13 protein-coding genes and 2 riboswitches are annotated in these 17,368 nt (G+C 43.8%); of the genes, 6 read left to right on the top strand and 7 right to left on the bottom strand.

All coding sequences use genetic code 11. The features are described from left to right. Positions 1-8 precede the first annotated feature (8 nt). Together uvrA and FIV01_RS01705 are read left to right on the top strand one after the other, a co-directional pair. Positions 9-2,831 carry an excinuclease ABC subunit UvrA gene (gene uvrA / locus FIV01_RS01710; RefSeq protein WP_152429454.1) on the top strand — a complete coding sequence of 941 codons (2,823 nt, stop codon included), beginning with the start codon at positions 9-11 and terminating at the stop codon, positions 2,829-2,831. A gap of 59 nt (positions 2,832-2,890) precedes the next feature. Continuing rightward, positions 2,891-4,666 carry a PglL family O-oligosaccharyltransferase gene (locus FIV01_RS01705; protein ID WP_152429453.1) on the top strand — a complete coding sequence of 592 codons (1,776 nt, stop codon included), beginning with the start codon at positions 2,891-2,893 and terminating at the stop codon, positions 4,664-4,666. A 42-nt stretch (positions 4,667-4,708) separates the two neighbouring features. On the opposite strand, the gene FIV01_RS01700 is transcribed toward FIV01_RS01705, so the two are convergent. After that, positions 4,709-5,830, bottom strand: coding sequence for a pyridoxal-phosphate-dependent aminotransferase family protein (locus FIV01_RS01700; protein ID WP_152429452.1), 1,122 nt, complete (start codon positions 5,828-5,830; stop codon positions 4,709-4,711). Between the two features lie 207 nt (positions 5,831-6,037). Continuing rightward, positions 6,038-6,215, top strand: a riboswitch (Lysine riboswitch). Positions 6,216-6,302: 87 nt separating this feature from the next. Between FIV01_RS01700 and lysC the strand changes: the two genes are divergently transcribed. After that, a complete protein-coding gene (gene lysC, locus FIV01_RS01695) occupies positions 6,303-7,652 on the top strand; it encodes a lysine-sensitive aspartokinase 3 (protein WP_152429451.1) in 1,350 nt (449 codons plus the stop codon). Between the two features lie 70 nt (positions 7,653-7,722). Here the strand turns inward: lysC and pmbA are convergent, their stop codons facing one another. Further along, the gene (pmbA, locus tag FIV01_RS01690) at positions 7,723-9,066 is read right to left on the bottom strand and encodes a metalloprotease PmbA (RefSeq protein WP_152429450.1); all 1,344 of its coding nucleotides are present in this window, start codon (positions 9,064-9,066) and stop codon (positions 7,723-7,725) included. A 108-nt stretch (positions 9,067-9,174) separates the two neighbouring features. Here pmbA and yjgA point away from each other — a divergent pair, with 108 nt between their 5' ends. Then, positions 9,175-9,702 (top strand): ribosome biogenesis factor YjgA, encoded by a 528-nt coding sequence (gene yjgA, locus FIV01_RS01685; protein ID WP_152429449.1) that lies wholly within the window; start codon positions 9,175-9,177, stop codon positions 9,700-9,702. Between the two features lie 76 nt (positions 9,703-9,778). Here yjgA and thiQ read toward each other — a convergent pair whose 3' ends face one another. The 5 genes from thiQ to mpl form a co-directional block, all read right to left on the bottom strand. Further along, complete coding sequence (gene thiQ, locus FIV01_RS01680) at positions 9,779-10,486, bottom strand: thiamine ABC transporter ATP-binding protein (RefSeq protein ID WP_152429448.1); 708 nt, start codon at positions 10,484-10,486, stop codon at positions 9,779-9,781. Next, positions 10,473-12,074 (bottom strand): thiamine/thiamine pyrophosphate ABC transporter permease ThiP, encoded by a 1,602-nt coding sequence (gene thiP / locus FIV01_RS01675; RefSeq protein WP_152429447.1) that lies wholly within the window; start codon positions 12,072-12,074, stop codon positions 10,473-10,475. Before thiP ends, thiQ begins: the two co-directional genes overlap by 14 nt. A gap of 9 nt (positions 12,075-12,083) precedes the next feature. Beyond that, on the bottom strand, positions 12,084-13,076 hold the full coding sequence (thiB, locus tag FIV01_RS01670; protein WP_152431626.1) for a thiamine ABC transporter substrate binding subunit: 993 nt from the start codon (positions 13,074-13,076) through the stop codon (positions 12,084-12,086). A gap of 49 nt (positions 13,077-13,125) precedes the next feature. Continuing rightward, a riboswitch (TPP riboswitch) is annotated at positions 13,126-13,243 on the bottom strand. Between the two features lie 27 nt (positions 13,244-13,270). Beyond that, positions 13,271-13,894, bottom strand: coding sequence for a flavin prenyltransferase UbiX (locus FIV01_RS01665; protein WP_152429446.1), 624 nt, complete (start codon positions 13,892-13,894; stop codon positions 13,271-13,273). A 14-nt stretch (positions 13,895-13,908) separates the two neighbouring features. Beyond that, the gene (mpl, locus tag FIV01_RS01660) at positions 13,909-15,258 is read right to left on the bottom strand and encodes a UDP-N-acetylmuramate:L-alanyl-gamma-D-glutamyl-meso-diaminopimelate ligase (RefSeq protein WP_152429445.1); all 1,350 of its coding nucleotides are present in this window, start codon (positions 15,256-15,258) and stop codon (positions 13,909-13,911) included. Positions 15,259-15,604: 346 nt separating this feature from the next. On the opposite strand from mpl, the gene fbp reads away from it, so the two are divergent. Both fbp and ppa read left to right on the top strand, forming a co-directional pair. After that, positions 15,605-16,618: a class 1 fructose-bisphosphatase gene (gene fbp, locus FIV01_RS01655; protein ID WP_152429444.1), complete on the top strand. Its 1,014-nt coding sequence runs from the start codon at positions 15,605-15,607 to the stop codon at positions 16,616-16,618. A gap of 207 nt (positions 16,619-16,825) precedes the next feature. Beyond that, on the top strand, positions 16,826-17,353 hold the full coding sequence (gene ppa, locus FIV01_RS01650) for an inorganic diphosphatase (RefSeq protein ID WP_152429443.1): 528 nt from the start codon (positions 16,826-16,828) through the stop codon (positions 17,351-17,353). Positions 17,354-17,368: the final 15 nt, after the last annotated feature.

Below are 17,368 nucleotides of genomic sequence, written 5' to 3'. Positions count from 1 at the left end.
CGATAGTAATGGATAAGATCGATATTCGCGGCGCACGCACTCACAACCTCAAAGATGTTAACCTCTCCATCCCACGCGATAAGCTTGTCGTTATTACTGGGTTATCTGGTTCTGGTAAGTCTTCTTTGGCCTTTGACACTCTTTACGCAGAGGGACAGCGTCGCTACGTAGAATCCCTTTCTGCCTATGCTCGGCAATTCTTGTCATTAATGGAAAAACCTGATGTCGACCATATTGAAGGTTTATCTCCAGCCATTTCTATCGAACAAAAATCAACCTCTCATAACCCTCGCTCAACCGTAGGGACCATCACGGAAGTCTACGACTATCTTCGTTTACTTTATGCACGAGTCGGAGAGCCACGCTGTCCAGAGCACCAAGTTCCACTGAGTGCCCAAACCATTTCGCAAATGGTCGACAAAGTACTCGAACTCCCTGAAGGCTCTAAAATGATGCTACTCGCCCCTATCATTAAGGAGCGCAAAGGTGAGCATGTTAAAACACTTGAAAACTTGGCTGCGCAAGGATTTATTCGCGCTAGAATTGACGGTGACATTTGTGATTTATCCGATCCACCAGCATTAGAACTTCATAAAAAACACACGATTGAAGTTGTCGTTGATCGTTTCAAAGTGCGCAACGATCTCCAGCAAAGACTGGCAGAATCTTTCGAAACGACACTTGAGTTGTCAGGAGGTATTGCTGTTGTCACTTCAATGGAAGGAGGTGGAGAAGAAATCATTTTTTCTGCCAATTTTGCGTGCCCACATTGTGGGTACAGTATGCAAGAACTCGAGCCAAGATTGTTCTCATTCAACAACCCAGCAGGAGCTTGCCATACCTGTGATGGACTAGGTGTTCAGCAATACTTTGACCCTCAAAGGATAGTGATTGATCACAATCTTAGTCTTGCAAAAGGCGCAATACGAGGTTGGGATCAAAAGAACTACTATTACTTTCAGATGTTGTCTTCACTGGCTGAGCACTTCAAGTTCGACCTAGATGCTCCCTTTAATTCTCTTTCGAGTAAAGTTCAGGATATTATCCTTAAAGGGTCTGGAAGGGTTGAGATAGAGTTTAAGTACATCAATGATAGAGGGGATATCAGAGTCAAACGTCACCCTTTTGAGGGTATTTTAAATAATTTGGAGCGCCGATATAGGGATACGGAATCCAATTCCGTGCGAGAAGATCTTGCTAAATATATTTCCACTCGAACTTGCAGTAGCTGTGATGGAAGCCGCTTAAGACTCGAAGCTCGAAATGTCTTTATTGGCGAAACCAGCCTACCTGAAATTGTCGAACTCAGCATTGCGGATGCGCTAAAATTCTTTGAGTCACTGAAATTGGAAGGCCAACGCGCTCAAATAGCAGAAAAGGTGATGAAAGAAGTGAATGATCGCCTGCAATTTTTAGTCAACGTAGGCCTAAATTACCTCAATCTTTCACGAAGTGCAGAAACACTTTCTGGCGGAGAAGCTCAACGCATCAGACTAGCAAGCCAAATAGGTGCAGGGTTAGTTGGCGTAATGTATGTGCTTGATGAGCCGTCAATTGGCCTGCATCAACGTGATAATGAACGATTATTAAAAACGTTAACTCACCTACGTGATCTAGGTAATACAGTACTGGTCGTCGAACACGATGAAGATGCAATAAAAATGGCTGATCATGTGATTGATATCGGCCCAGGTGCTGGGGTGCATGGCGGAGAAGTGGTTGCACAAGGCACAGTGGAAGACGTTATCGCAACACCAAGATCGCTCACAGGACAGTACCTAAGTGGAAAGAAAGAAATCACTATACCCAGTCAACGTACGCCAAAAGATGAGAATAAAGTAGTAACACTTAGCGGTGCATCAGGAAACAACCTAAAAGACGTCACATTAGACATTCCAGTCGGCCTATTTAGTTGTATCACTGGCGTATCGGGCTCTGGAAAATCAACATTAATCAATGATACTTTCTTTAAAATTGCACATACCCAACTTAATGGGGCAACCACTGCTACACCAGCACCGTACAAAGCAATTACAGGTCTAGAGCATTTTGACAAGGTCATTGATATTGACCAAAGTCCAATCGGCCGTACTCCACGTTCAAATCCAGCAACTTACACAGGTATTTTTACTCCGATTAGAGAACTGTTTTCAGGCACTCAAGAAGCGCGTTCGCGTGGATACAAACCAGGACGATTTAGCTTCAATGTTCGCGGAGGAAGGTGTGAAGCTTGTCAGGGTGATGGCGTAATAAAAGTTGAGATGCACTTTTTACCTGATGTGTACGTTCCTTGTGATGTGTGTAAGGGTAAGCGCTATAATCGCGAAACCTTAGAGGTGCATTACAAAGGCAAAACCATTGACCAAGTACTAGACATGACAGTCGAAGATGCCCGCACATTTTTTGATCCAGTCCCTGTTATTGCTCGAAAATTGCAAACCTTAATCGATGTAGGTCTGTCTTACATCCGTCTTGGCCAAGCCGCAACAACCTTATCCGGAGGCGAAGCGCAACGAGTAAAGCTAGCCAGAGAGCTTTCGAAAAGAGACACTGGAAAAACATTGTATATTTTGGATGAACCTACCACAGGTCTTCATTTTCATGACATACAGCAGCTGCTCACAGTACTTCACCGCCTTCGAGATCACGGTAATACAGTGGTTGTCATTGAGCATAACCTCGATGTCATCAAAACCTCCGATTGGATCATCGATTTAGGACCTGAGGGCGGACAAGGAGGAGGAGAGATTATTGCTCAAGGCACACCAGAAGATGTTGCTAAAATAACTGGCTCTCACACAGCGAGATTTCTCAAGCCTATGTTAAAATAAACAAAAAACTAAGCGTAACAGGCCACCTTCGGTCTGTTATCTTTCAAGGATATTAACCAATGGCAAGTACTCACCTTACTGGCACAAATTTGGAACCCCAAAAGCCTAAGTTGCCAATGACTAAACCTTTTCTTGCCTCAATTGCGATCATTTTTCTTCTTGGCATGCATGTGTTCATGCCTAACCCAGGTGGATCTGGACTTGAGTTGTCGTTCAACACGACAACATGGATTGCAGTTAGCATATCTTTGGCAATAGGGCTTTATCAGATAGGCACCCAAGGGTTCATAAGATACAACAAACTTACCATAGGTTTATTTATTTGCTGCGTATTGTTAACTCTCCCTGTTTTCTATCCAAAGTCAGATATTTCTCTTTCATTGGGAAGATTGTTTGGACTATGGTCTGGCATGGCGTTATTTATATTGCTCCAGCAATTTCGATTTAGTAACAAACAAAAACAGCGCTTACTATGGTTTATTGCTATCGCCGTCTTGATTGAGTCGCTGTTTGGCTGGATACAATATCTGGTGCTCGAGCCTAACAATGCTTTTGGCTACAGTGTTGTTGAAAATCGTCCCTATGGGATTTTTCAGCAGCCTAATGTTATGGCTAGCTTTCTTGTAACAGGCCTAGCTCTATCTGGTTACCTGCTTACCAAGCACCCCAAAAAATATCACAGCAAAGTCAGTGAAGTTTCACTTCTATATCTGATGCCCGCATTGACTATTCCACTGATATTGTTTCTCGCTTCTCGAACAGGCTGGTTAAGTGGCTTTTTAGCTGTGTTATTGCTATTGCCCTATCTCTATAAGTTCGCAACTCCGAAACGATTCTGGGGCTGGATTGTTTCAATTTTAATAGGGCTCATTATTGGTAGTAGTATCACCGCATTAATAGGTGATATGGAACTTATGGCAGAGAAAGCTCGGGTAAGCGATAAAGCTAGATCTCTGTTTTTCCCACAATCATTAGATATGTTGATTGAAAAGCCCTTTACCGGCTATGGTTACGGACGATTTGAACCAGAATATATCACTTATACTGCTCGCCAGCATCAGTTGAATGCCAATTACGATCCTGGCTTTCCTTCGTTAGATCATCCTCATAATGAATTGCTTTTTTGGGGCGTTGAAGGTGGACTATTACCCGTTTTAGCTATCATTATTGCAGCCATAATCGTGTTATTAAGGATCTACAATGCCAAGAAAGGAACTCGGCTTGCAATGTTTGCTTTGTTTGTTCCTATCGTGTTGCATAGTCAACTCGAATACCCTTTCTACCATTCGGCAATCCATTGGATAACATTTATCATTTTACTTTTTTGGGTTGATCAACGTGCACGTTCATACCGAAGTACTTCAATTACTTTTATCACAAGAACGTCTCTTAGAGTGATGAGTTTAGTCATCCCTGTTATTGTCAGTTTCTATATGCTCACCACTTTACATACTAACTACATACTGACTAAGTTTGAAACTTCGACTGTCAAAGATCCAAAGCTTCTTGAGAAGGTCACAAACCCTATCCTATGGAAAGACAGGTACAATTGGGATATTTACAGCACTTACCTCAATATAGGTCTGCTTCAACAAGAAGCTAACTATATCCAGCCTTATATAGATTGGTCATTGAAAACCATCAGAAACAAGCCAAGGCCCGCGTTGTATAACAACCTGATTATTGCCTATCAAGGGTTAGGAGACACGGTTAGAGCAGAGCAAGTACGCAGCGAAGCGCAGTATCTATTCCCTAAACGTGATTTCTCTAACGTTCAGTATATTGCCCCGAACATTGATGCGCTCAAACCAGACATAAATCAACTATCTGATTAAGTACTGGCGGTCGAATAGACCGCCCTATAGAAGTATTACCATTTATAAAACCATGACTTCTTCTAACGCCCTTAAACACAGCGACACATTTTCATTTCTCGCACCATAGCCCATAAGTCCTATTCTCCATGCCTTACCAGCTAAGTCCCCTAACCCAGCACCTATTTCAAGGTTGTACTGGTTTAACAGCTGACCTCGGACTCTAGCATCATCTATACCTTGAGGTACCAAAATGGTATTTAACTGCGGTAAGCGTATTTCTGGCTCAACAACAAACTCAAAACCTAATTTATCAAGGCCATTCTTAAGTTTATTGTGCATCTCTTGATGGCGTTTCCATGTGTTTTCGAGCCCTTCATTCTTTAGCATAACTAAAGACTCATGCAGAGCGTACAGACTGTTTACTGGAGCGGTATGATGGTAGCTACGCTTATCATTACCACTCCAATACCCCAGCACCAAACTTTGGTCTAAAAACCAACTTTGTACCGGAGTGCGCCTCGATTGAATCTTCTCAATAGCAAGCGGTGAGAAAGTAACCGGAGATAACCCGGGCACACAAGATAAACATTTCTGACTTCCCGAATACACAGCATCTAGCTGCCATTCATCAACTTTTAGAGGTATACCAGCCAGTGATGTAACAGTATCAACAATAGTCAAGACACCATATTGTTTTGCTAATTTACCCAGAACCTTCGCATCACTCTGCGCACCTGTCGACGTTTCGGCATGAACAAAAGCCAGTATCTTAGTATCAGGATGTGCTTTAAGAGCGCTCTCCACTTTATCTATAGAGACGGCCTCGCCCCAGTTGTCATCGACTATAACGGCGCTTCCTCCTGCGCGAATAACATTTTCGCGCATTCGGTCTCCAAATACACCATTGCGGCACACTATCACTTTATCGCCTGGTTCAACCAGATTAACAAAACATGCTTCCATGCCTGCGCTTCCGGGCGCGGAGACCGCTATCGTAAACTCATTGTCGGTTTGAAAAGCGTATTTAAGAAGCTGTTTCAATTCATCCATCATGTTAATAAAAAGCGGGTCTAGATGGCCGACGGTGGGGCGACTTAATGCTTGCAATACTTGCGGTGAAATATCTGAAGGCCCTGGTCCCATGAGAATACGCTTGGGAGGAATAAAGCTCTGAATAGTCATCTTATGCTCCTTAGAAGCTGTGCATGTCACAAAGTGTAATTGCCCACGATAAAACATATTGATCAGTGCAGCAATTTGACTAGCCATCTGAAATAGAAATCTTTGTCACAAGTTTATAGATTATCCAACTAAAGTTTCCGTTGACAAACTGCTCATAAACACGTTCAATGCAAGAGGTACGGTGGTTATTATCACTGTATTTATGCATTTTGCAGAAGAGGAGCACTACCCAGGTAGGTGTTTTGTGGGGCCACAACTCCAATACACAACACTGAGGGGGAGTAGTGCCGAGGTAGATCAAGATTGTGGATTTGATCTGCCGGTTGACTTGGGTTGAGTCCCATCAACTGTCACCAGCTCAGTCTGGTGAAGAGCTTCTGAGGTCGCCCTAATAATAAGCTCCTCGACTGGCTCATTCTCTCTTCAAGCAAAGGATTACTATTCATTTTCAGGAAGTTTTGGGAGAAATACTGTGAGCAATTTTAATGTTGCTAAGTTTGGTGGAACCAGTGTCGCTAATTTTGAGGCCATGAGTCGATGCGCGGCGATTGTCGAGCAAAGACCAAATACAAGACTGGTTGTGATTAGTGCTTGTTCTGGGGTTACCAACCTATTGGTTGAATTGGCCAATGGCGTATCAGACAATGATCATCGAAGCCAGCTTCTCACTCAACTTGCCACTATCCACGAAAACGTACTTAGTCAGCTAAGCGATGCCACCAAAACCGCCAGTGACATCTATGAAATCCTTGATACTGTCACTAGTTTGGCTGAAGCCGCCTCTATTCAACCCAGTAAAAAGCTAACCGATCATCTCGTTGCTTGCGGTGAGTTAATGTCTACTCATCTTCTCACAAAACTCATGCAAGAACGTGGTATTAATGCTCATCGATTTGATATTCGCGAGGTGCTACGAACAAACAGCACCTTTGGTAAAGCCGAACCAGAGCTCGACACTATCTTCAGCCTTGCTCAGTCAAGATTGGTTCCTTTGTGCCAAGAGCACATCGTTATTACACAAGGATTTATTGGCTCAGATGAGCAAGGTAATACGACCACATTGGGCCGAGGTGGTAGTGACTACAGCGCTGCGCTGATAGCAGAAGCTGTGGAAGCTAAAGGTCTTGAGATCTGGACAGATGTTCCTGGCATTTATACCACTGATCCTCGCATTGCACCTAAGGCAACACCTATCGCGGAGATAAGTTTTAGCGAAGCGTCGGAAATGGCCAACTTTGGCGCTAAAATCCTCCATCCTTCGACGTTAGTGCCTGCACTTCGTCATGAAATCCCCGTATTTGTAGGATCATCTAAGCAGCCAGAGCTAGGTGGAACTTGGATTCGCCACCAAGTAGAGGATTCGCCTTTATTTCGAGCACTGGCTCTGCGCTGTAATCAAACTATGGTTACGCTACGCAGCGCACGCATGTTTCACGCCTATGGTTTTTTAGCTAAAGTGTTTGAAATTTTGGCCAAACACAAGATTTCGGTCGATTTGATTACCACATCAGAAATCAGTGTCAGTCTCACTTTAGATCAAACTGATACCACAGGTGGTGCGCCTCAACTGCCACAAGAAGCACGCGCAGAACTTGAAGAATTATGCAGTGTCGAAGTAGAACATAACTTGTGTCTGGTGGCGTTAATTGGCAACAAAATGAGTGAAAGTAAGGGCTATGCAAAACACGTTTTTGGCACGCTTGAAGACTTTAATCTCAGAATGATTTGTTACGGAGCCAGTCCACATAACCTGTGCTTTTTGGTCAATGAAGCCGATTCTAAGCTCGCCATTCAAAGGCTGCATAATCAGTTGTTCGAATAAATTCACTTAAAATAAAAAAGGGTTGAACATTCAACCCTTTTTATCACTGGATAATAGTTCCGATAGACTATCAGTCTCCTGCCACTTTCATACTTTCTAGCAAAACAGAACCTGTCTGAATTTGAGAACGTGTTTCGATATCGCTGCCAACTGCTGCGATTTTCTCAAACATAGTGCTAAGATTGCCGGCAATTGTCACTTCAGAAACTGGATATTGTATCTTACCATTTTCTACCCAAAAGCCTGCCGCCCCTCGAGAATAATCTCCAGTGACTATGTTGACACCTTGCCCCATCACTTCAGTAACCAGAAAGCCTGTACCTAACTCTTTAAGCATTTGCTCAAAGTTTTGTCCCGTTGATTGCACGTACCAGTTATGAATACCACCAGCATGGCCTGTTGGCGTCATATCTAATTTGCGCGCGGCGTAACTGGTCAAAAGGTAGGTCGATAGCACACCATCGGAGATAATTTCGCGATCTTGAGTTATCACCCCTTCGCTATCAAATGGGCTGGAAGCCAGTCCTCTCAATACATGAGGTTTTTCTGAAATATTGAACCAGTTAGGCAAAATCTGCTGACCTAAACGATCAAGTAAGAAAGAAGACTTGCGATACAAATTCCCACCACTGATTGCCATCACGAGATGACCAAGCAAACCAGTCGCAACGTCGGCAGCAAACATAACCGGATACTGTCCCGTTTTTAGCTTTTGCGCATCAAGACGATGAATGGTCTTTTCTGCCGCTTTTTCGCCAACTGATTCTGGCGTCCACAAATCGTCTTTACAGCGCGCAACCGTGTAGCTGTAATCACGTTCCATCACACCACTTTTGCCTTCACCAATTACACAGCAGTTGGTGCTGTGACGGCTTGATGCATAACTCGCCAGCACGCCATGGCTATTACCATAGACTTTTAGACCATAGTGACTGTCATAACTGGCGCCATCGCTTTGTTTGATCTTGTCGCTGTGTGATAACGCTTGCTGCTCAGCCCGTATCGCAATTTGCGCTGCCTGATCAGGGTCAGGAGTATCAGGGTGAAATAAATCAAGATCGGGTATTTCTTTGACCATCAGCTCTTTTGGCGCAGGGCCTGCGTAAGGATCTTCGGAAGTATAATTGGCGATGTCAAGTGCCGCTAAAACCGTTTGTTGTATCGCCTTTTCACTCAAATCAGATGTCGAGGCGCTGCCCTTTCGCTGCCCTTTAAACACAGTAATACCTAAGGCACCATCACTGTTAAACTCAACATTTTCTACCTCACACATCCGAGTAGAAACACTTAATCCAGTGCTCTTTGTGATCGCGACTTCAGCACCATCGGATTTTTGCGCAGCCATTTCGAGTGCTTTTGCAACCACGGCTTCGAGCTCAACGCTTTGCTGAGCAATTTGCTGTTTTACGTCCATATTTTCTTCATGCTTTAGGTATATTCTTCCTAGGATAACAAGAATTTCGCTTTCTCCCCATGATTCTTGTTAAAATAGAGAAATAGACAGTTAAATTAAGGCAGAAAAATGGCACGTAAGAACCAAAAAGCGCCATGGGAAGAAGAGGAAGAAATCATTTGGGTCAGTAAGACCGAGATGAAACGTGACATGGAAGAGTTGCAGAAACTAGGCGAAGAGTTAGTGAATCTAAAGCCTTCTGTACTTGAAAAATTTCCGCTCAGTGAAGACTTGGCAGACGCCATTAAAGATGCGCAACGTTTTAAAAACGAGGCTCGCAGACGCCAGCTTCAATATATCGGTAAGTTGATGCGCTTTGAAGACCCAGAGCCTTTGCAAGCCGCATTAGACAAGGTGCGTAACAAACACTCGCAAGCAACCGCTGCCTTACATAAGTTAGAGCAGCTTCGCGATCGTATGCTCACAGAAGGCGATGACGCGATTGCTGACGTACTGGAACTTTACCCACAAGCCGATCGCCAGCGCCTACGCCAGTTAGCGCGTCAAGCGGTAAAAGAAAAGAGCGCTGGTAAGCCTGCTAAAGCGTACCGCGAGATATTCCAAGTGCTCAAAGCACTCCACGATGAAGAGTTTTAATACTCCACGATCTCAGCATTAAACTTGATAAATAGTTAGGGCTAGCGTGCTAAATCGCTAGCCCTAGTTGTGTACTTCATCCCTGCCCTGCTTTGACAAACTCACTCAATATTGGGTCTTTATGCTCGGGCGTTAAATCCTCAATATTGCCTGATGCCCAAACTTTGCCCTTATCGACATAGGCAAAATGAGACCCTATGGCTCTGGCGTCACTGAGATGATGGGTCACCATTACAAGGGTAATATTGCGTTCAGTGGCAAGCTTATTAACCAATGCGAGCATTTCTTCACGTAACATGGGATCTAATGCTGAAAAGGGCTCGTCCAAAAGCCATATAGAGTGAGGCTGGACAAAACATCGAGCTAACGCCACCCTCTGGCGCTGGCCACCAGATAGTTGCTCGGGTAAACGATCCAAATACTCGTCGATACCAACCTGCTTGGCGGCCTGCTCAACCATACAACGCTGCTCTTGGCTCAGCTTCAAGCCCGGGTGTAAGCCTAAACCTATATTCTCTCTTACGCTAAGGTGAGCGAACAAATTATGCTCTTGAAACAAGAATGCAAATGGCCGCTGATAAGGTTCAAGTTTTACAACATCCTCTCCATTAGCAACAATTTCACCACTTTTTGGTTGTATAAAACCCGCTGCGAGAGCCAATAATGTTGATTTACCAGCACCACTTGGGCCCATAATAGCAACTCGGCTTCCCTGCTGAATATCTAATTCAAACAGGAAGCTATCTTGTTGGTAATGGTAACAAACATCTTTAAACGTGAGCATATTTCACCTTAGAGTTAGCTTTGAACAAGCTTTCTATCAAAGCAAAGCAACCTAGACTCAAAATCAACAGAGTAAGAGAGACCACAGCTGCTGCTGCAATTTGATAACTTCCTAATAATTGAAACAAATACAGCGGTAAAGTCCGAAACTCTTGGCTGCCAAACAAAGCAATAGCGCTAAGATCGCCGATCGCAAACATAAAACTGATAGCAAATGCATGAGCCAGTGGCCTGCGCAGTGCTCGCCACTCAATCAATCGAAAACGTTGCCAACCTTTGATACCAAGGCTGGCACACAAATATTGATATTGTTGCTCAATATGCAACATAGGTTGGGATAGGGTTTTGATCACATAGGGTAATCCCATCAAAGCGTTCACCATCACCACCACCACAAAACCTAGGCTGAAAACATCCGTAAAACTTCGCAGTAATAAAAACACTCCAGTCGCAATAACCAAACTTGGTGTGACTAGAATAATGGTTCCGATCAGTTCAATTTGATCAGCAAAACGGGCTTTGGTATTCAACCTCAAACGTCGACTGGTCAACAAAATAGCAATGCCAGCGAAAAGAGCAAAAACACTTGCCAACAGCGCTATCTTGCACGATGTCCACAAAGCATTCCAAAACGCCGGGTCGCTAAGCACCTTGACCACTTGGGCATTTAATCCACTCCATACCACCATAAACAGTGGTGGTATCACCAACAAAAGGCTAAAGATAATCCAAAATCCATCCCATACTCGAGATCTCCACGAAGCGGATAGAGAGAAATGGTCACTTATTTGCGTCGAAGCTGTCACCGAAATAGGCGTTGCCAAGCGATGCACTGAGAAAGCAATTAGGCTACACAACAGCATTTGCCATAACGCTAAAATCGCGCCTGCTTGCAAGTCAAAGTCAAACTTTATCGCCTGATAGATAGCCAATTCAATGGTGGTTGATTTGGGGCCTCCCCCCAGTGCCATTACAGTCGCAAAACTGGTAAAGCACAGCATAAACACCAAACCAATCACATGGGGCAATTGCTGACGCAGTCTAGGCCATTCTATCCATTTAAATTTATGCCAATGTGTCATTCCAAGATGAGCACAAAGTTTGTGTTGCTCACATGGAATAGACTCTAGGGCCATAAGTAATAGTCGACTGGCGTAGGGCAAATTAAAAAATACATGAGCAAGTAAAATGCCTTTAAGGCCGTAAATAGAAAATGGCGCTGCAAACCCCATCCAATCAAGCAATTCAACTATTAAGCCTTTATTGCCATAGATAGACACCAAGCCAAATATTCCAACTAAAACAGGTAATACTAAGGTGGCGGAAAAGAGCTTGAGCACCCACTGCTTACCAACAAATGAATTTCGATACAAAGCATGAGCAACGGGAATAGCCAGTCCAACACTCAACAAAGTTGATAATGAGGCTTGATAGAAACTGAACTTAGTGACGTGTCGATAATAAGGGTCAAACCATATTTGTGACAGGTCTAATGAAGGAGTAAAAGATAACAATGCGCCAATGGCACAAATAACAAAGGCCGCGATGCATATCGCGACCCAGAGTCCTAGCTTGGGGATTTTATACAAAAGGTGCCCTTAGAAAGTCAAAGCGCTTTGCCATTCTCTAATCCATGCCTTACGGTTTTGAGCCACCTCTTCTTCATTCAGGCTTAGTGCCTTATTGGGAATGGTGAGAGTGTCAAAGCCGTCAGGTAAAGTGACGTCTGTGACCGGATACATCCAGTTACCCGTAGGCATCAGAGATTGAAAGTCATCGCTCAAAATAAAGGCCATAAATTGGTCAGCCAATTGAGGATTTTTTGATGATTTGACCTTAGCGGCAACTTCAACTTGGGTATAATGGCCTTCGCTAAAATCCGCAGCAGCAAACTTTGCGTCATTCTCCGCAATCAAGTGATAAGCCGGAGATGTGGTATACGAGAGCACCATGTCGGCTTCACCATCAAGAAATAGCGAATAGGCTTCAGACCACCCTTTCGTCACTGTCACTGTTTTCTTCGCTAACTGCTGCCAAGCAGGAGAGACTGAATCGCCATAAACAGACTTCATCCATAACATCAAGCCTTGACCCGGCGTTGAAGTACGCGGATCTTGGTAGATGACTTTAAGGTCGTCACGAGATTCGACTAGCTCTTTAAGGCTTTTAGGCGGCTTTGACAATTTTTCCTTGTTATATACAAAGGCAAAATAACCAAAATCATAGGGCAGAAATACTGAGTCACTCCAGCCATTAGGCAAGTCGACTGTTTTGGTATCAACATGATGCTTGGTGAGCAAGCCAGTTTTCTTTGCTTCAGGCATTAAGTTCTTATCTAAGCCAAGTACGATATCTGCCTTGCTATTTTTACCTTCTAAGCGCAAGCGATTAAGAATTGATACACCATCATCTAGAGCAACAAAATTCAGGTCGCAGTGACATTTTTCCTCAAATGCTTGCTCTATTTTAGGACCAGGGCCCCATTTAGCCGCAAAAGAATCATAGGTATATACGGTTAATGTATTATCCGCTGATGATGCTGAAAATGATGCAAATAGCGCTAAAGCTATAGTGCTATGAAGGGTTTTCACTGCTCGCTCTCCTTGATTGAGCGGCACAGGTTTGAGCAAACATTTATCACAAATATTTTGACTCAATTCCTACGCCAGTATTATCTGGTTCAGGTATACGGGTCCTAGGCAATACCTAATCTCAGCCTTATCACCAATAGTGATAACCAGCTCCCCGTTGAGTGTTGACCGAATTGTAATGGGAATTGAGCTATTTATCTAGAGTCATATCCCCAGCGTGGAACCATCTTTTGTTCTATACCTAAATGATCCAAGACTCGAGCAACCATAAAGTCCACCAAATCTTCAATTGAAGACGGTTGGTGATAAAAGCCAGGTGCTGCTGGCATGATAGTCACGCCCATTTGAGACAGTTTGAGCATATTTTCCAAATGCAAAGTCGAAAACGGTGTTTCTCGCACAACCAAGATCAATTGGCCGCGCTCTTTTATGACCACATCTGCGGCTCGCTCAATAAGATTATCTGACATTCCATGGGCAATTGCTGCAACACTGCCTGAAGAACAAGGACAAACCACCATCTGTTTCGGCGCTGCAGAACCTGAAGCCACAGGAGAAAACCAATCGTCTTTACCATAGACCTGCAATTGTTCTGAATCACACCCAAGATATTCCACCAAGGTTTCTTGGATAGCTTGGGGGTTACCGGGCAATTTCATATCATGCTCAGTGGCAAGCACCACTCTCGCTGCAGAAGATATCAGCAAGTGAACCTGATACTCTGCGGCTAGTAAGCATTGCAGAAGCCTCAGTCCGTATGGTGCGCCCGACGCACCTGTAAAGGCTAATGTTATCGCTTTGTTGTTTATTTGATTCATACTACTAGGTTCATTTACTCGGCAAGTTTGGCCAACAACTTTTCTTGTATGCCTTCAAAACCGCCGTTACTCATTACTAGGATTTGATCGCCTGGCATACTTCGCTCTATCACCATATCAACCAAGTCATCGACGCTGTTTGACGTATACGCTGGCTGATGACACTGCTCTGCGATATCGGCAACAGGCCAATCAATATTGTCTGGTTGATATAAGAAGACCTGATCAGCTTGGTCGAGTGAAGCAGCCAGTGAATCTTTATGCACGCCTTTTTTCATCGTAGCACTACGCGGCTCGAGCACAGCAAAAATACGCTGACTGCCAACCTTATTACGTAATCCACCAAGGGTAAGTTCAATCGCTGTTGGGTGATGAGCAAAATCATCATAGACTCGAACTTGATTGACCTCGCCTTTTAGCTCCAGTCTGCGTCGAGTATTAACAAATTTAGCCAGTGCCTGACATGCGAGCTCTGGTACAACGCCAACATGGCGAGCAGCAGCAATCGCCATCAGAGCATTGTCAACATTATGATCTCCGACCAAGTCCCATTTAACCACACCAGACTCAACACCTTGGAAAAGCACCTTAAATTGAGAGCCGTCTGCCAGCATTTTTTCTGCTCGCCAATCACCTTGCAAACCTGTGACTTCTTTTTCACTCCAGCATCCACGCTCAAGTACATCATCAATGTCTGTATCTTGCGGTACAAGAATACGTCCGTTCCCAGGAACCGTTCTGACTAAATGATGAAATTGCCGCTTGATCGCTTCAAGATCATCGAATATATCTGCATGATCGAACTCAAGATTGTTAATCACCAAAGTGCGAGGATGATAATGGACAAACTTCGACCGCTTATCGAAAAAAGCGCTGTCATATTCATCGGCTTCAACGACAAAAAACATACTTTCGCCCAAGCGAGCTGAAACACCAAAGTTTCCTAATACCCCTCCAACTAAGAATCCGGGTTGGTAACCACATTCCTCTAAGATCCATGCCAGCATGCTTGAAGTGGTGGTTTTGCCATGAGTCCCAGACACCGCAAGCACCCAACGGTCATGAAGAAGAAACTCCTGCAACCACTGAGGACCAGATGTGTAACGCATATTGCTATTGAGAACATGTTCGACACAAGGGTTACCACGGCTCATCGCATTACCAATCACAACAAGATCGGGAGCGGGCTCAAGCTGAGAAGGGTCAAAACCCTCAATGATATCGATACCCTGAGATTCAAGTAAAGTACTCATCGGCGGGTAAACATTTGCATCACTGCCAGTAACTTTGTGGCCTAACTGACGAGCCAAAACAGCAGCTCCGCCCATAAAAGTGCCACAAATCCCCAAGATATGAATATGCATCTACAACCTTCTCCCCAGGTTAGAGTTGACTAGATATTATGGTGATTATACGCGTAAATGCGAGAATCTTTGGTTAGGTTTTGGTTGAAAAACCACAACTATAGGCAAGCAAGCATACCAAAACCAGAAATGAATGACTTTATCTAGAATAATGAAAACAAAAATAAACACTTTGGCAAACTAGAGAGAAAAGTTTTGTTACATAACTGATAAAACGAGATCTCGGTCAATTAGTTTATTACCAATAAAAAGAAATAGCTTTTAGAATAAGGCTTGGCAATAGAGTGCTCCGTTAGAGAACACCAAAGCCAATACCCTACTATTGAAGCGACTTAAAGGAAAAACCATGTCTGGTATGCGCACGCTTGGCGAGTTTATCGTCGAGAAACAAGCGGACTTCCCCCACGCTAGCGGTGACTTGTCATCTCTACTTTCATCAATCCGTCTTGCCGCCAAAATTGTTAACCGTGAAATTAACGCCGCTGGTCTAGGCGATATTACAGGTGCCGTTGGAAGTGAGAACATCCAAGGTGAGGATCAGCAAAAACTCGATGTCTACGCAAACGATAAGTTCAAAGCAGCATTAGAAGCCAGAGATCAAGTTTGTGGCGTAGCAAGTGAAGAGGAAGATGAAGCAGTAGCCTTTAATAAAGAGCTCAACAAAAATGCTAAGTATGTGGTCCTTATGGATCCTCTTGATGGTTCATCCAATATCGATGTTAACGTCTCTGTCGGTACCATCTTCTCTATCTACCGTCGCGTTTCTCCTATTGGTACACCACCAACTCAGGAAGACTTCCTTCAACCCGGGCATAAACAAGTGGCCGCTGGTTATGTTATTTATGGTTCATCCACCATGTTGGTGTACACAACAGGCAAAGGAGTCAACGGCTTTACCTATGATCCTTCTTTAGGTACCTTTTGCCTCTCCCATGAGAATATGATGATACCTGACGATGGAACCATCTACTCGATCAATGAAGGAAACTATATTCGCTTCCCTATGGGCGTAAAAAAATACATTAAGTATTGCCAAGAAAACGAGCCAACTGAACACAGGCCTTACACTTCTCGCTATATTGGCTCACTAGTCGCAGACTTCCATCGAAACCTTCTAAAAGGCGGAATTTACTTGTATCCAAGTACTCAAAGCCACCCTAGTGGTAAACTTCGCCTGCTCTACGAGTGCAATCCTATGGCTTATATTATTGAGCAGGCTGGTGGCGTAGCATCTGATGGCCAAAACCGAATCATGGACCTGAAACCAACTGAATTGCACCAACGTGTGCCATTTTTTGTAGGCTCTAAAAACATGGTTAAGAAAGTAGAAGAATTTTTACTCAATTACCAAGAAGATTAAACTAAAGGGCGCTAGTTAGCGCCTTTTTAACATTTTCTTGAACCAAATCTCGCCTTATCCAGTTTACAAAAAACCGAGTTTAGCAGTAAGGTATTGCGATCTTATATAGCCCAGTACTTCCAAAGGCTCACCTTAAGGTTTTAAGCGACACTTCGCAATAAGAAAACCGATCCTAGAAGAAGTCAGTACAAACAAGGAACTACCTAAATGAGTTTAAATAACGTGCCGGCAGGCAAATCGCTTCCAGATGATATCTACGTGGTGATTGAAATCCCAGCTAACGCAGATCCAATCAAATATGAAGTAGACAAAGAATCAGGGGCTGTATTTGTCGACCGTTTTATGTCTGCACCTATGTTTTACCCCTGTAACTATGGTTACGTTAACCACACATTGTCACTCGACGGTGACCCAGTTGATGTACTAGTTCCAACACCACATCCTTTAATGCCAGGATCTGTTATTCGCTGCCGCCCTGTCGGTGTTTTGAAAATGACAGATGAGTCTGGTGAAGATGCCAAAGTGGTGGCTGTGCCACATAGTAAACTGTCTAAAGAATATGATCATATTCAAGATGTTCAAGACTTACCTGAACTGCTTAAAGCACAAATCACCCACTTCTTTGAGCGCTACAAAGAACTTGAATCTGGAAAATGGGTCAAAGTCGATGGTTGGGAAGATGTCGAATCAGCAAGAAAAGAGATCCTCGAATCTTACCAACGCGCACAAAAGTAATTTTGCTAAAAGAGC

This window comes from Vibrio aquimaris (genome assembly GCF_009363415.1).
GTDB classification, from domain to species: Bacteria; Pseudomonadota; Gammaproteobacteria; order Enterobacterales; family Vibrionaceae; genus Vibrio; species Vibrio aquimaris.
Note: the sequence above shows the minus strand (reverse complement) of the source record. Positions and strands in the feature narration are given on the sequence as shown.

Coding starts and splice junctions, on each gene's coding strand:
- FIV01_RS01665 (WP_152429446.1), bottom strand. CDS start 13,894: ATGAATCAAATAAACAACAAAGCGATAACATTAGCCTTTACAGGTGCG.
- fbp (WP_152429444.1), top strand. CDS start 15,605: ATGTCTGGTATGCGCACGCTTGGCGAGTTTATCGTCGAGAAACAAGCG.
- mpl (WP_152429445.1), bottom strand. CDS start 15,258: ATGCATATTCATATCTTGGGGATTTGTGGCACTTTTATGGGCGGAGCT.
- FIV01_RS01705 (WP_152429453.1), top strand. CDS start 2,891: ATGGCAAGTACTCACCTTACTGGCACAAATTTGGAACCCCAAAAGCCT.
- FIV01_RS01700 (WP_152429452.1), bottom strand. CDS start 5,830: ATGACTATTCAGAGCTTTATTCCTCCCAAGCGTATTCTCATGGGACCA.
- uvrA (WP_152429454.1), top strand. CDS start 9: ATGGATAAGATCGATATTCGCGGCGCACGCACTCACAACCTCAAAGAT.
- yjgA (WP_152429449.1), top strand. CDS start 9,175: ATGGCACGTAAGAACCAAAAAGCGCCATGGGAAGAAGAGGAAGAAATC.
- thiQ (WP_152429448.1), bottom strand. CDS start 10,486: ATGCTCACGTTTAAAGATGTTTGTTACCATTACCAACAAGATAGCTTC.
- ppa (WP_152429443.1), top strand. CDS start 16,826: ATGAGTTTAAATAACGTGCCGGCAGGCAAATCGCTTCCAGATGATATC.
- pmbA (WP_152429450.1), bottom strand. CDS start 9,066: ATGGACGTAAAACAGCAAATTGCTCAGCAAAGCGTTGAGCTCGAAGCC.